Annotated in this window: 13 protein-coding genes; 5 read left to right on the top strand and 8 right to left on the bottom strand. The window is 57.7% G+C overall.

Annotated elements, in window-relative coordinates:
• Position 1: 1 nt before the first annotated feature.
• Complete coding sequence (locus VC352_RS05980) at positions 2 to 3109, top strand: hypothetical protein (RefSeq protein WP_322978662.1); 3108 nt, start codon at positions 2 to 4, stop codon at positions 3107 to 3109.
• Between the two features lie 17 nt (positions 3110 to 3126).
• A complete protein-coding gene (locus tag VC352_RS05975) occupies positions 3127 to 4074 on the top strand; it encodes a hypothetical protein (protein ID WP_322978661.1) in 948 nt (315 codons plus the stop codon).
• A gap of 78 nt (positions 4075 to 4152) precedes the next feature.
• Here the strand turns inward: VC352_RS05975 and VC352_RS05970 are convergent, their stop codons facing one another.
• Both VC352_RS05970 and VC352_RS05965 read right to left on the bottom strand, forming a co-directional pair.
• Complete coding sequence (locus tag VC352_RS05970; protein ID WP_322978660.1) at positions 4153 to 4374, bottom strand: hypothetical protein; 222 nt, start codon at positions 4372 to 4374, stop codon at positions 4153 to 4155.
• A 226-nt stretch (positions 4375 to 4600) separates the two neighbouring features.
• Entirely contained in the window at positions 4601 to 5479 is an 879-nt protein-coding gene (locus VC352_RS05965) for an aldose 1-epimerase (RefSeq protein WP_322978659.1), read from the bottom strand.
• Positions 5480 to 5573: 94 nt separating this feature from the next.
• Here VC352_RS05965 and VC352_RS05960 point away from each other — a divergent pair, with 94 nt between their 5' ends.
• Positions 5574 to 6329 (top strand): FadR/GntR family transcriptional regulator, encoded by a 756-nt coding sequence (locus VC352_RS05960; protein WP_322978658.1) that lies wholly within the window; start codon positions 5574 to 5576, stop codon positions 6327 to 6329.
• 33 nt (positions 6330 to 6362) lie between these two features.
• Here the strand turns inward: VC352_RS05960 and VC352_RS05955 are convergent, their stop codons facing one another.
• The 6 genes from VC352_RS05955 to VC352_RS05930 all read right to left on the bottom strand — a co-directional run bounded on the left by VC352_RS05955 (position 6363) and on the right by VC352_RS05930 (position 12023).
• Entirely contained in the window at positions 6363 to 7268 is a 906-nt protein-coding gene (locus VC352_RS05955) for a DMT family transporter (RefSeq protein WP_322978657.1), read from the bottom strand.
• Positions 7269 to 7346: 78 nt separating this feature from the next.
• Complete coding sequence (locus VC352_RS05950) at positions 7347 to 8627, bottom strand: TRAP transporter large permease (RefSeq protein ID WP_322978656.1); 1281 nt, start codon at positions 8625 to 8627, stop codon at positions 7347 to 7349.
• Positions 8627 to 9154, bottom strand: coding sequence for a TRAP transporter small permease (locus VC352_RS05945; protein WP_322978655.1), 528 nt, complete (start codon positions 9152 to 9154; stop codon positions 8627 to 8629). Before VC352_RS05945 ends, VC352_RS05950 begins: the two co-directional genes overlap by 1 nt.
• A 57-nt stretch (positions 9155 to 9211) precedes the next feature.
• Positions 9212 to 10186 carry a TRAP transporter substrate-binding protein gene (locus VC352_RS05940; RefSeq protein ID WP_322978654.1) on the bottom strand — a complete coding sequence of 325 codons (975 nt, stop codon included), beginning with the start codon at positions 10184 to 10186 and terminating at the stop codon, positions 9212 to 9214.
• Positions 10187 to 10265: 79 nt separating this feature from the next.
• Positions 10266 to 11141 (bottom strand): glucurono-1,5-lactonase, encoded by an 876-nt coding sequence (locus tag VC352_RS05935; RefSeq protein ID WP_322978653.1) that lies wholly within the window; start codon positions 11139 to 11141, stop codon positions 10266 to 10268.
• A gap of 54 nt (positions 11142 to 11195) precedes the next feature.
• Entirely contained in the window at positions 11196 to 12023 is an 828-nt protein-coding gene (locus VC352_RS05930) for an NAD(P)-dependent oxidoreductase (RefSeq protein WP_322978652.1), read from the bottom strand.
• Between the two features lie 368 nt (positions 12024 to 12391).
• Between VC352_RS05930 and VC352_RS05925 the strand changes: the two genes are divergently transcribed.
• Positions 12392 to 13417, top strand: coding sequence for a LacI family DNA-binding transcriptional regulator (locus tag VC352_RS05925; RefSeq protein WP_322978651.1), 1026 nt, complete (start codon positions 12392 to 12394; stop codon positions 13415 to 13417).
• 181 nt (positions 13418 to 13598) lie between these two features.
• On the top strand, positions 13599 to 14756 hold the full coding sequence (locus VC352_RS05920) for an L-talarate/galactarate dehydratase (protein WP_322978650.1): 1158 nt from the start codon (positions 13599 to 13601) through the stop codon (positions 14754 to 14756).
• Positions 14757 to 14760: the final 4 nt, after the last annotated feature.

Raw genomic sequence — 14760 nt, 5'->3', positions numbered from 1 at the left:
TATGACAGGTATGTCCCAGTTCGAATGTCTGAAAAAGCCAATAGTTCTTCCGTCGTCAATTCATGCTTCGCAGCCTGATCAGGCTTCGTTTGCCGATCATGAATCAAGAGCTTGTGCGAAAACGATATTTTCTGATATTGCATACATTACTGGGCAGCGTCGGTTTTGGTTGTTGCCTGAGCGACTCAGGGACTTGCTTGTTGAATGCCATGAAGAACTTGCGGACTCGCTATCCCAAGCGGACAAAGACACCCGGAATAATGCATTGGCAAGACATGGGCTGCATGAGCCATTCATACCTGTGGATGCATATGTATTCCTAAATCCAGACGACCAGGGAGTATATGACGGTCTAGAGGAAGATATCCGCCAGGTTCGTGCGGAACTGGAGGCTGACGAGCCATTGGTTCTTAAGCGGTTTGAAGAAGCGGAAAAGAAATTGCTGTCGAAGCGAGGCGTGGAAGCGCAGAAGCCATATTTGCAGGAGTATCGAGCTGCACAGCAAGAAATTGAGACTAAAGTCCGATCTAGGCGGATGCATCTCAGAGCATTGACCGTTAATAGGCAGAAATTAAGAAGTAAAGGATATGCCGTAGCAAGGTCGCTAGGGTTTCATATAGAGAATAAAAAAATCTATGGGGCTCGTGAAGTTGCCATCAGAACGGCTCTGGAGGAATATAACTCCTTTATGGCTAAGGTTAGAAGTTACTCCTTTGAGGAGTATAATCGCCTTTCTAGTCAGTATGAGCCGATTTGGAATGTGCTCGATGCTTATAAAAAGATCATTCTTTCTTGTGACGCGGGTAAGTTGAATTGCCGCGCCCTGAACGACTATCGAGAGTATTATAACTACTTGTTAGAGTACCGCCTTGGAGGGTACATTGAGCCAATTATTAGGCTGGCTAACTTGGGTATTGCTACGCCTGAATTTGCTCTTAGTATAGCCGATAATATGGCTAGCGGTCTGAAAGACTACCAAGCATACATGGAGCTCATGCAGCAGAAACAGACCCTGATCAGTCGGGCCGAGGAACGATACGAAAAATTTGTCAAGGCAACTGGGGGATTTTCACCACCACCAGCTGAGCTGCTAGAAGAGGAGCGAGCCATGCTTGCTCCTCTACAAAAAGAAGCTGATCGCCTCTTTGGTCGTGCTCAGAGAAATATGCTAAGTATTCGGCCTAGTCGACGGCTTCTATGGGATACGAATAATTATGTTATGCGCGAACAAGATAGCGTATGCAATGACGACATTCCTCTCCGCGAGTTAAGCCTTGCCTCTAGTAAAAAGCCACTAGTACATATCAGTCTCTATGATCTAGCTGAAAAGTGTGACGTTGAGTTGGCTTCAAGGCTTAAGAAGGATCATGCCCGAACAGCTCGATATGCCTCTCTGCATAAAGCAGATCCAGATATGATACTGACGCAGTTTCTGGAGCGTAATGGTGCTATTTCAATTGAGGAGCAAGATTCCAAGTGGTTCGACAAGAACGGCGTTTTTCTTCCTGGAGAATTTTTTTCCAAGCTAAACGACGCTGGACATGAGATCCAAGGCTTGGATGCTTATGCCGAGCAATGGGGCCAGCATCTTACGCAGATGGTCTTTGAGGACAGTGCACGGCAGCAGCTCATTCTTTTTGATACATCTTATCAAGCGCAGTTCGTCAGAATGCTTGGTATAGGGAGTAGTGCAGATAGTGTAAATAGCCTCGTTCGCTATAATTCTCCTAGTGTAATACCTGTTGCCGAATTGGATGTGTTAAGTACGCGACTTGATACGTTAGATGTATCAGGCAGCGCAGATGCGAGCGGGATTGACTCAGACCCCAAAGTGATGAAAGAGAGGAGACTCGCAAGCGCAGAGTTGGGGATGACAGTCAACCTTGCGCGGGCTGAAGTAGATCTGGTTAAGATCGAACTCCCTCCAAAGAGCGAAGCGGTTCCTGTCGAGCTACGATTTATTGATGGTGATGGAAAAGAAGCCTCTCAGTCGATGGGAAGTTTTTATCTTAACTATAGTGTAGTTGCTTGGGGGTTTGCGGGGGTGAGCTTAATGATGGCCCGCGAAATTGCACTGAAAGTCGACGAAAAAGGCCTGCCAAGCATAAGCGGAATTGATTTTGCCGAGCGTAATGGGTTGCTAGGGAAACTTAGGCTTTATGCCGGTGCCGAAGTGGGCTGCACAATACAAGGTGGAGTTAATTGGAAGCCACCGAAAGACGCAGCCATTCTTAATCCTGGCCTGTCCAGTGAGATAAACTGGATTACTCTTTTGGGTGCTAAACTTGATGCGTCTATCGGAGCTGGTGTCGGAATTGAATTCGATTTTAATTTGATGACGGATAGAGGCAGGCTCATGCTCTGCATCAAAGCTGCAGTATTCTTCGGGCCCGGCGCTAAAGGAGCATTTAGCTTTGAGGTCAATGGAGCAGCCCTTGACAGTATCCTTATGCTCTATCGTCGAATCCTTATGAAAAATAATTTTCGTCGAATCCACTGGATCGATGAGAATGCATTTACCTATCTTAGTAAAGTTACACTTTTTGGGTGCGTTACACTGGGGAGTATGGCTGAGTTTGGCGCTTTGCTTGCGACCAAAGTAGATTCGTTAATTGATGAAGTTACAGGTAAACCCAGTAAGCGAGCTGGATTTCTTGCGTATACAATTGCTAATGATATTCGACAAGAAGCAATGGCACGATGGTTCTTGGGTATGCCGCCTGAAGCTTTAGGGCCGCTACTTTATACGCTAACCAGTACTCCGCAAGGCTTTCATGTCGAAGGCAGTAAAGATGGTTATACTTTAGAAGAGGCGAGAGATATGCAAATTATTGCTGTATCTAGTTGCTTGAAATGGGTTGCAAATAACTCGCTCGGTAAGCCATACAGTGATGTGGATAGAAATCCAGCTCAGATTTTGTTTCAGAAGGCATTGGAAAGAATGAGTATCGATGGTAGCCATGGCGACGATAAGCTGAAAGTTGCCAGGAAAAATTTAGCCGTCTTAGATAGATTTATGGGGCACTCCACTCGAAGTGATAGTGTGCGTTTGGCGCAAATGGAATATAGAGTGGTTGTGCGCAAGCTATCTATGTATTTCTCTCTTTAATGAAAAGGGATTCTCCTGTGGCTAGAAATATATTATTGATTTTGGTGTTTTGTTTTTCTGCGCAGATAGCATGTGGTAGCGACAGTGATTTGGTTAAGGGATTGGTTCTTTATAATCAAAATGATTGGATAAGCTCTCAACAGCCACTTAGGGTGGCTGCAAAGTCTGGCAATAAAGAAGCGCAGTACTATCTTGCGGAATCCTTAAGGCTTGCAAACAGATATATGACTGAGGAGTCTGCTGGTTGGTATGTCGCGGCAGCTGAGCAAGGTGATATTTTTGCGATGTTGCGATTGTCTCAAAATGATGATTTATGTGCTAATGGCGAATGTGGAAAAGATAGTAAATATTGGGAAGGGCAGGCGCATAAAATAGCATCGTCGCAAGCTAAGGCGGGTAATGGATTAGCAATGCAGGCAATGTACTATATGACCGGTAGTAGAGAGTGGCTGGTTAAGGCCTCTAGCAAAGGAAATGCTGAAGCAGGATATTTTCTTGCTAAGCTAGTACTTAGTGATTCTATGAATAATGGGAGTGGCCACGCGTTATTGCCTAAGGATATTAGATATCATTTGGAAAAATCTGCCGAAGGCGGTAATCCACATGCAATGGCATTGCTCTCAACAATTCTTTCTGAAGAAAAAGACTATAGTCAATCTAGGGTTTGGTTGGATAAGTGCTTGCTGACAAGCCATTACGACTGTGTTTTAAGATTGGAGTTAATTCATCAGCATTTGCTTGACGAATACGTGGCTCTTGGGTATGTGCCAAAAAAAACAAGCGCTTATGGCCTGCTTTTATTTAGACGCGATGCTTTGGGGAAAGAAAAAACAGATAGCCTTTTGACCGAGGAGTTTGAAAATTCATTATCTGTAGATGAAAAGAAAGAAGGGGTGGCTTTTTTCGAACAATGGAAAAAAACACATCCGCCTTTGTCTTATCACGTGCGGAAATTCGGCTTCTAAGGCTAGAGCTATTTAACGTGTAGTTTTATTCAGATAGTTTTTCGACTACTTGGCGAATCCCTCCGCCAAGCACACTTTTCAGCTCGCCGCTTCGTTGGCGGCGTCCTGTTTTTCCTGGCGTTCCTTTTCGATCTTTTCGAGTTCTTTGTCGAAGGCTTGGTCGAGCAGGCTGGGGCGTTTGCGCCAGGGCTTGCGGTCGGGATCCGGCTGGGCGGCGTAGGTAATGACTTCTCCGCCGTAAACATCCTTGTAACGCTGCGCCTGGCGCTCGAGTTCGGCGCGCAGTTCGTCTTTCGTCACTTGGCTTTCCTGTGGTTTCTCATGATTCGAACGGCGCGTGAGGCATCGTGCTTCACTGTGGCGGCCATTCGTTGGGGTAGGTCGTACCAGTCTGGTTTTTATGACCTGTCAGTATCGTTGGAGTCCGTCTTTTCCGTTTCGTTACATTTGATTATGTAACGGCTTTTGGATAAGTGACTCGCAGCGCACCCCGGCATTATCGCGAAATGCCCAAGGCTGTCCAGTATCAAGAGGCTGGTAGTGGTCGATAGTGCAGGCTGTAACGCAAGTGTGTGGTTTGATCGCGGTGTAGCAGAACGAGGCCTGGTCGACCCGGCAAGTGGTGGGCGTTGACCGGGTGGCTGACTGGTTCGAAGCAGAAGAAGTTCTGCTCGGTTGGGCAGAACAACAGATAGACGTTGGTATCCGTAGTGTTGCACTGCAACTGGTAACCATGATCCGGCTGGATGATGCAGGCCTGGCCGTTCCAGTCGGTGAAGGCGTTGTCCACCAGCTCTTGTGGCAGCGCGCGCTGTTCATTGAAGTCCCAGTCGGCCGGAATGGTGATGTGTTCACGAGAGAGTTTGTCGTCATCACATAGCCACACCGATCGCGCTGAGGCTTGCAGGCGAGTGGCTGGCGTGCGCGGCAGATAGGGGTGCAGGCCCAGGCCATACCAGGTCGGCTGTTCGCCCTGGTGGGTGACGTACAGAGCCAGGCTCAGTTGCCCTTCGTGCAGGGCAATATCGAAGCGTGCGTGGTATGGGAAGGGCACTTGGCTGTGCAGTTCCAGCGTCGCCGCTTGTTCGCTCTGGTGGATGACCTGCCAAGGTTGTTGCCAGGCACTGCCGTGAATGGGCAGAGGCTCGTGGCTGGTATTGGCCCGCAAGGTGAGCCAACCATTCGGGCAATCGAAGCCGCCGCCGCCAATACGGTTTGACCAGGGCACAAGGGGATAGCAGGCCAATTTTCTTGGGTTGGCGCTGGCTAGTGCTTCGTCGTCTGATGGGCGTAGCAGTGGCAAGTCATCGCTCAGACGCACCCAGTTGACCAGGCTGGCGCCGATTTCCGGCGCCACGGTCAGGCGAGTCAGGCTATCTTGCAAGGTAAGGACTGGCGTCGACATGGCTGGATACCGCATGTGCGTTAATTGATAGTGTCATCGTACAACCGCTGGGCTATGATTGCCGTTTGACCGTTAACCGAGAATCGCCGCCGATATGGACAACACTCCCGCCCAACCCAGGGCCCGTCGCAAGCACCGTAGCCTGGCCCAGGAACTGGTTGCCGAGCTGTCGCAGCGCATTCGTGATGGCGTGATCAAGCGCGGCGACAAGCTGCCGACCGAGTCGGCGATCATGGAAGAGCAGGGCGTCAGCCGTACGGTGGTGCGTGAGGCGTTGTCGCGGTTGCAGGCGGCCGGCTTGGTGGAGACCCGTCACGGCATCGGCACATTCGTGCTCGACACACCCAGCGCCAGTGGTTTCCGTATCGACCCGGCGACCATCGTTACCCTGCGTGACGTGTTGGCCATTCTCGAGCTGCGTATCAGCCTCGAGGTGGAGTCCGCCGGTATGGCGGCGCAGCGCCGCAGCGATGTGCAACTGCAGGCGATTCGTGAGGCGCTGGACGCCATCAACGAAAGCACGGCCAGCTCCAGCGACGCGGTGTCCTCGGATTTTCATTTCCACCTGCGCATCGCCGAGGCGACCGGCAATCGCTACTTCACCGATATCCTCAGCCATCTGGGCACCAGCATCATCCCGCGCACCCGGGTCAATTCCGCCCGTCTGGCGCATGATGATCAGGCGCACTACATGGCGCGCCTGGAGCGTGAACACGAGCAGATCTTCGAGGCCATCGCCCGTCAGGACGCCGAGGCGGCGCGTGCCGCGATGCGCCTGCACCTGACCAACAGCCGCGAGCGCCTGCGCCAGGCGCATGAAGCCGCCGAGGCTGAAGCGCTGCACGGTTGACGAACCCAGCTGGCCGGTCTGCATGATCGGCCGTCAGCGCTTGTAGGCCAGCAGGATCACCCCGCCGACCACGATCAGTCCGCCCAGCACCTGCAGGGCGCCGAGCACCTGGCCGAGAATCAGCCAGCCGAACACCATACCGGCCACAGGCTCCATGTTCATCACGGGGGCGTTGTGGGCGATGTTCAGCCGTGGCATGCAGATGAACAGGGTCGAGAAAGCCGCGCCATACAGCACCACCAGGCAGGCCAGCGCCACCCAGCCAGGCATGGCACTGGGCAGGCTCAGACCACCAGGGAGCAGACCGCTGACCCCCAATGCGCTGGAGGCGACGAGTACCACGCTCAAGGTAAGCATGCTGCGCACCGAGCCAGCCAGCTTGGACAGGCGGTTCTCGGTGATCCACAGGGCCACCGCGAAGACCGCGGCAGCCGTCAGGCTGAAGAGGATGCCGGCCAGCCACTGACCATCGGTGGCATCGCTGCCGAACAGGCGTCCCGGCACATCCAGTACCAGCACCAGACCGAACAGGATCAGCCCCATGATGCCCACCGCCTGGCGGGTCGGCGCTGCGCCGCCCAGCGCCCAGGTCAGCAGGGCCAGAAGGATGGGTGAGAGGTTCACCACCAACAGCGCCAGGGCCACCGGAATTCTCGCCACAGCCGAGTAGATGCAGAAGCTCTGGATCGCGATCAGCAGCCCCAGCAGCAACTGCCAGCCCCAGGTGCGTGCACCCAGGCGCAGTGATTCGCGGCGCCAGAACACCAGGGCCAGCAAGGCCACCAGGGTGACGCCGGCCCGGCACAGCATGGCCAGCAGCAGGCCGGTGTCATGGTCGAAGGCGATACGCGCGGCGATATGGTTGCCGGCGAAGGAGCAGGCGATGAGCGCCAGAATCAGCACGGCGATATGGCGAGGGAAGAGGGTGGAGCTGTGCATGACGAAAATCCTGTTTGTCATGGCCCAAAGTAAAACGCCGCCCGATTGGGCGGCGTTCGGTTGGGTTGCCCGGAGTGGTTAGAGCACGACGCTCGGCAGCCACAGCGAGATGGCCGGAATGTAGGTGACCGCCATCAGTACGGCGAACAGCGCGACGTAGAACGGCAGCAGCGCTTTCACGGTGCTCTCGATGCTGACCTTGCCGACGGCGGCGCCGACGAACAGTACCGCACCGACTGGTGGGGTGATCAGCCCGATACCCAGGTTGACCAGCATGATCATGCCGAAGTGTACCGGGTCGACACCGAAGGAGGTGACCACCGGCAGCAGGATCGGCGTGAGGATCAGGATCAGCGGTGCCATGTCCATCAGGGTGCCGAGTACCAGCAGCATGAAGTTCACGCACATCAGGATCACGTAGCGATTGTCCGAGAAGGTCAGGAAGGCTGTGGTGATCTTCGACGGAATCTGCATCAGGGTCATGATGTAGCCGAACGCGGCGGCGAAGGCGATGAGGATCATCACGATCGACAGCGTACGCACGGTGCGATGGAGCATCTTCGGCAGTTCACTCCACTTGTAGTCGCGGTAGATGAACATGGTGACGAAGAACGCCCAGACCACCGCCACGGCTGCCGATTCGGTGGCGGTGAACACGCCACTGAGGATGCCGCCGAGGATGATGCCCATGGTCATCAGGCCCCACAGGGCCTCGGCGCAGATCTTCAGCGCCTGGCGCAGCGGAATCACTTCACCCTTGGGGTAGTTGCGCTTCCTGGCGAACATCAGGCACAGCGCGGCCATGGTGAAACTGAGCAACAGGCCTGGGCCGATGCCGGCGACGAACAGCGCGGCGATGGATACCGTGCCGCCAGCGGCCAGCGAGTAGATCACCGAGTTGTGGCTGGGCGGGGTGAGCAGCGCCTGTACCGAGCCGGAGACGGTGACGGCGGTGGAGAACTCGCGCGGGTAGCCTTGCTTTTCCATTTCCGGGATCAGCACCGAACCGACCGAGGCGGTATCGGCCAGCGACGAGCCGGAGATGGCGCCGAAGAAGGTCGAGGCGGTGATGTTGACCAGTGACAGGCCGCCGCGAACGAAGCCCACCAGCACCCCGGCGAAGGCCACCAGGCGCCGCGCCATGCCGCCCTCGGCCATGATTGCGCCGGCCAGGACGAAGAACGGAATGGCCAGCAGGGAGAATTTGTTCACGCCGCCGACGATCTGGATCATCACGGCATGCAACGGAATATCGATCCACCAGGCGCCGATCAGGGCGGAGATGCCCAGGGCATAGGCCACCGGCACACGGAGGAGGATCAGGGCAATGAAGCTGCCCAGCAGGATCAAGGCGTCCATTACACGGCCTCCTTGGAGTCGGCGCAGTTTTCGTAATCGACGACACGACGCTGGTGTTGGTCGCCATACAGCAACTGCTCGATGACGAACAGCAGGGTGATGAAGCCGCCCAGCGGAATGGGGGCGTAGCTGATGCCGACGCGCATCCAGGTCAGCGTGCTGAGGTACTGGTTCCAGGTCGCCACGCAGAGCTTGTAGCCCCAGATCACCATGAACAGGCTGATCGCGCCCATTGCCAGGCGCACGAACAGGGTCAGCAGCGGTTGTAGCGTTTCAGGCATGCGGTCACTCAACACCTGCACGGCCATGTGCGCGCCAGCGCGATAGCTGGCAGCGGCGCCGACGAAGGTGAACAGCACCATCAGCAGAATGGCGATCGGCTCGGGCCAGCCCAGGCCCTGGCCAAGCACGTAGCGACTGAATACACCCCAGGGGATGATCAGGGCCATGATCGTGATCGCCATCCCGGCAACTGCGATGCAGGCCCGGTAGATGACGTCGTTGACGCCCAGTACCAGGTTTTTCATGAGACTTCACCAGAGGCGGCGCCTTTCGGCGCCGCGACGTTCTTCAGGAGGAGGGAGTTACTTGACCGCTTCGATGCGCTTGATCAGATCAGCGAACTGCGCGCCGTACTTGGCACGTACCGGGGCTGTCGCGTCGTAGAAGGGCTTGGTATCGACTTCGATGTATTCGACGCCTTCGGCCTTGAGCTTCTCGTCGCTGGCCTTCTCCTTGGCCGTCCACAGTTCACGCTCTTCCTGCTGGGCTTCCTTGGCCAGCTTCTTGACCAGGGCCTGCTGCTCGGGAGTGAGCTTGTTCCAGGTGGTCTTGGACATCAGCAGCGGCTCGGGGAGGATCAGGTGGTGCGTCTGGGTGTAGTACTTGGCCACGCGGAAGTGGTTGTGCTCGAGCAGGGTCGGCGAGTTGTTCTCGGCGCCGTCGATCACACCGCTTTGCAGGGCGCTGAAGATTTCACCGGTGTCCATGGCGATGCCGTTGGCACCCATGGCGTTCAGAGTATCGATGAACAGCGGGTTGCCGATCACGCGGATCTTCATGCCCTTGAGGTCTTCGATCTTGCGCACCGGCTTCTTGGTGTACAGGCTGCGGCTACCGGCTTCCATCCAGGCCAGGCCGACCATGTTGAAGTCCGAGTCGGTGATGGCGTCGAGGATTTCCTGGCCGATTTCGCCATCGACTACCTTGCGCATGTGGTCAACGTCGCGGAACACGAAGGGCATGTTGAAGACGTTGGTGGTGGGGACGACCGGGCCCACCGAGCCGAGGCTGACGCGGGTCAGTTGCACGGCGCCAATCTGGGTCTGCTCGATCACTTCCTTCTCGGAACCCAGTACACCGCCCGAGAACATGCGCGACTTGAGTTCGCCATTGGTGGCTTCTTCAAGCTTCTTGCCCAGGTGTTCCATGGCGACCACGGTTGGGTAACCCGCCGGGTGGATCTCGGCGATCTTCAGCGTCATCTCGGCCTGAGCGAAGGAGGACAGGCCGAGCGCCAGCGGAAGTGTGGCGAGAAGCAGCTTGCGTTTGAGGTTCATGCGGAAAGCTCCATCTTGTTGTTGTTGGTGAACAGCATGGCTAGCCGGTACCGCTGTTGCGGCCCGGGGTGGATCGGATTCAGGGCTGGTAGGAGGGCTCCTCGATGCCGCGTACGCCTGGGTCGAGGGCGAACACGCCGCCTGCCAGCGGCTGGTCGGTGAGGTCGCCGCCCGGGCGGATCGAGGTGACGAACAGGGTGTCCAGGTTGGCGCCACCGAAGGCGCACATGGCCGGTTTCTTCACCGGCACGGCGAGTGAGCGGTCGAGGCGGCCATCCGGGGTGAAACGGTGGATCAGGCCGGCGTCGTTACCGCAGATCCAGTAGCAGCCGTCGACATCCATGGCCGCGCCATCCGGGCGACCGGGATGCAGGTTCATGTCGATGAACAGGCGGCGGTTGTGCGGGGTGCCGCTGTCGATGTCGTAATCGAAGGCCCACACCGCCTGCACCGAGGGGTGCGAATCGGACAGGTACATGGTGCGACCGTCGGGGCTGAAGGCCAGGCCGTTGGGCACGATCAGGTCATCGAGTACCTGCTGCAATTGGCCGTCGTAGCGATACAGCGTACCGACGCGTGCGCCGGCGGCCATGTCCAGCAGCATGGTGCCGGCCCAGAAGCGGCCCTGACGGTCGCAACGCCCGTCATTGAAGCGCATCTGCGGGCGAGCATGTGCAACCTGTGCCAGGCGCTCGGATTGCAGGCTGCCATCGTCCTGAGGGCGCAGATGGAACAGACCACTCTGCATGCCGGCGAGCCAGCCGCCAGCCGGATGAATGGCAAGGCAGGCGAGCATCTCTTCGGCTTGCCAGCTTTGCGTTTGGCCATCGGCCAACTGCCAGCGATACAGGCGCCCGGCGGGTATATCGGCCCAGTAGAGCGCTTGTTCGGCGGCATGCCAGACCGGGCTTTCACCGGTGGCGTTGCGGGCGTCGAAGATCAGTTCGGCTGACATGCGGGTTCGTCACTCTGTTTGTTGTTATGACGTGGCGGCGGTGTCGGGAGCGCTTCAGTCGTCGCCGAAAGGCCCCGCTGCAACGAAGGCGCCGCCCTGGTAGATACGCGCCGGATCATCGGCTGCCGGCATCGGCTGCGCTTCGACCTTGGCGCGGAATACCTCTGAGCTGTCCTTGGCCTCGAAGCCCAGATGCGCGGCGAACTGGTTGTCCCACCACACATCACGGTTATCGGACATGCCATAGACCACGGTATGGCCGACCTCTGGGGTGTAGAGGCTGCGTTCGATCAATTGGGTCAGGTCGTCGTAGCTCAGCCAGGTGCTCATCATTCGGCGGTTGGCCGGCTCGGGGAACGAGGAGCCGATACGGATGCTGACGGTCTCGATGCCGTAGCGGTCGAAATAGAAGCTGGCCATGTCTTCGCCGTAGGACTTGGAGAGGCCGTAATAGCCGTCCGGACGACGCGCCGAATGCGCGTCGAGCTTCTCGTCCTGCTTGTAGAAGCCGATGACGTGGTTGGAGCTGGCGAACACCACGCGCTTCACGCCATGGCCGCGCGCCGCTTCGTAGATATGGAACACGCCGCAGATATTGGCGCCGAGGATTTCCTCGAAGGGGCGCTCGACCGAGACGCCGCCGAAGTGAATGATGGCGTCGACGCCCTCGACCAGTTGATGCACAGCGTTCTTGTCGGCCAGGTCGCAGCGCACGATCTCTTCATGCGGGCCGGCGGCGGGCGCCATCTCACCGATATCGGACAGACGCAGGATGCTGGCATAGGGGCGCAGGCGTTCGCGCAGTACCTTGCCCAGGCCGCCGGCGGCGCCGGTCAGCAGCAGGCGATTGAAAGGGCGCAGTTCGCTGGAGGTGGTCGTCATGGCGGGGCCTGAACTCTAGATTGCTTGTTGTTATTGGGTTGTCATACGTTGTCGTATGACTTGGAGTGATTATCAACATCTGCCCCAGGGGATGTCAACGTGAAACCAGCACTGAATCAGGACTTTTCATCCAGCTCTGGATACGCCGCCGAGCATCGGGAAAGCGCCATTCTGCAGCTTTTTACAGTCAATCCGGCGGCTCTATCTCAGGCATCTTGATGTTTTTCGATAAGTATTGGGCCGCCGCTTGAGCCATACCGAAACGGTAGCTTGCATCAATAGGGCCTATTCGACCAATGTTGTATGACAACTATCTTCCTCAGGCGTTAGACACAAGGTCTCTCACCTGAATGCCCAAGGAGTGACCGATGAGCAGGCGATCTTCAGCTGGACGTCCTGGTAGCGCCCCCACACTGATCGACGTGGCCAAGGTGGCGGGTGTGTCTCCCATTACCGTGTCGCGCGCCCTGGGGCGCCCCGAGGTGGTGACGGCGACGACGCGCAAGCGGGTGCTGGAGGCCGTGCGGACGACAGGCTATGTACCCAACCTGGCGGCAGGGGCGTTGGCTTCCAGCCGCAGCCGGCTGGTAGCGGTATTTCTGCCGACCATCGCCAACTCGATCTTTGCCGATACGGTGCAGGCGCTGACGGATCGCCTGGCAGCCGCCGGTTACCAGACCCTGCTGGGGCTGACCGGTTACAGCCCGGAGCAGGAAGAGGCGCTGCTCGAAACCGTGCTCGGTCGCCGGCCAGACGGCATCGTGCTCACCGGCACGGAGCACACCCAGACCAGCCGCGAGCGCCTGGCGCGGGTCGGCATTCCCGTGGTCGAGGCGTGGGATCTGTCAGCAAAACCGCTGGACATGCAGATTGGTTTTTCTCACGAAGCGGTGGGCCAGGCCGTGGCAGATTATTTAGTCGGCAAGGGCTATCGGCGTATGTCGGTGGTCACCCTCGACGACCCGCGCGGTCTGCGTCGCTACCGCAGTTTGGCGCAGGCCTTGACTGCACAGGGCGTCGAACTGCTCGGCGCACAGATACTACCGGCTCCGGCGACCCTCGCGGTCGGCCGTGAAGGTTGTGCCAGGTTGCTAAAGGACGGGCGGGCCGGTGATGTGGTGGTGTGCAGTTCCGACACCCTGGCCCAAGGCGTGCTGGCCGAAGCCGCCAGCCGTGGCCTGCGTGTACCGGACGACCTGGCAGTCATCGGCTTCGGCGATCTCTCCAGCGCCGCACACAGCCATCCACCGCTGACCACCATCCGCATCGACGGTCCGCGCATCGGTAACGCCATCGCAGAAGCCCTGTTGGCCCGTATCGCCGAGCCGAATTTGGCGCGCCAGCCGTTCAGGCTGGATGTGGGGTTCGAGCTGGTCGGGCGGGTGAGTGGGTGAGTGGGTGAGTTGTTATCGAGATCGTGGCTTGCACAGGTTTGCCGTTCAAGTGCGGCTGTGGGCCATCGTTCATCTCTCACAACCTTGCTTGAATGATTGCGCAATCATCGTAGCCTGAATCGGGTTGCTCATTTTCGGCGGCCTCGTTGGGTCGTCGGTTGTCCATTCCGAGGAAGTTTTCATGAATGATCGATCCAACCCTGTCTGTGCCGATGACGACCGCATCGTTTGGCTGAGCCTGCGCTCGGTGGCGCTGCCGTTGGCCAACCCGATCAGCGACGCCAAGGTGCTGACCGGACGGCAGAAGCCGATGACCGAGATCGCCATCCTGATCGCCGAGATCGAGACCCGTGACGGTCATCGCGGTCTGGGTTTCAGCTATTCCAAGCGCGCTGGTGGCCCTGGGCAGTTCGCCCATGCCCTGGAGGTGGCGCCGAACCTGATCGGCGAGAACCCCAGCGATATCGCCAAACTGTGGGACAAGTTGTGCTGGGCCGGCGCTTCGGTCGGCCGTAGCGGCCTGGCGACTCAGGCCATCGGCGCCTTCGACGTCGCGCTGTGGGATCTCAAGGCGCGTCGCAGCGGTCTGTCGCTGGCGCGTCTGCTCGGCAGTCACCGCGATTCGGTGCGTTGCTACAACACCTCGGGTGGTTTTCTGCATACGCCGCTAGATCAGTTGTTGAAGAACACCGATATCTCGCGCGAGAAGGGCATCGGCGGTATCAAGCTCAAGGTCGGCCAGCCCGACTGGGCGCTGGATATCCATCGTGTCAGCACGGTGCGCGAACACCTGGGCGAGAGCTTCCCGCTGATGGTCGATGCCAACCAGCAATGGGATCGTCCGACTGCGCGGCGGATGTGCCGTCGGCTGGAACCCTTCGATCTGATCTGGATCGAGGAACCGCTGGATTGCTATGACGCCGAAGGCCATGCCGAGCTGGTGCGCCAGTTCGATACGCCGATTGCCACCGGCGAGATGCTCACCAGCCCGGCCGAGCACTGGGAATTCATCCGCCAGCGCGGCGCCGATTTCCTCATGCCCGATGCGCCGCGCGTCGGCGGTATCACCCCGTACCTGCGTGTGCAGACCCTGGCCGAGCAGGCGGGCATGACCCTGGCACCGCACTTCGCCATGGAGCTGCATGTGCACCTGGCCGCCAGCCATACGCGTGAGCCCTGGGTCGAGCATTTCGAATGGCTGGAGCCGCTGTTCAACGAGCGCCTGGAAATTCGTGACGGGCGCATGCTGGTGCCGACCCGTCCGGGCCTGGGCCTGAGCCTGAGCGAGCAGGTCGCCGCCTGGACGGTGCAGCAGGCCGAGGTTGGCAAGCGCGCCTGAGTGG

The sequence above is a fragment of the Pseudomonas sp. C11 genome (genome assembly GCF_034683865.1).
Lineage (GTDB): Bacteria > Pseudomonadota > Gammaproteobacteria > Pseudomonadales > Pseudomonadaceae > Aquipseudomonas.
This window is presented reverse-complemented; position numbering and strand designations above follow the sequence as displayed.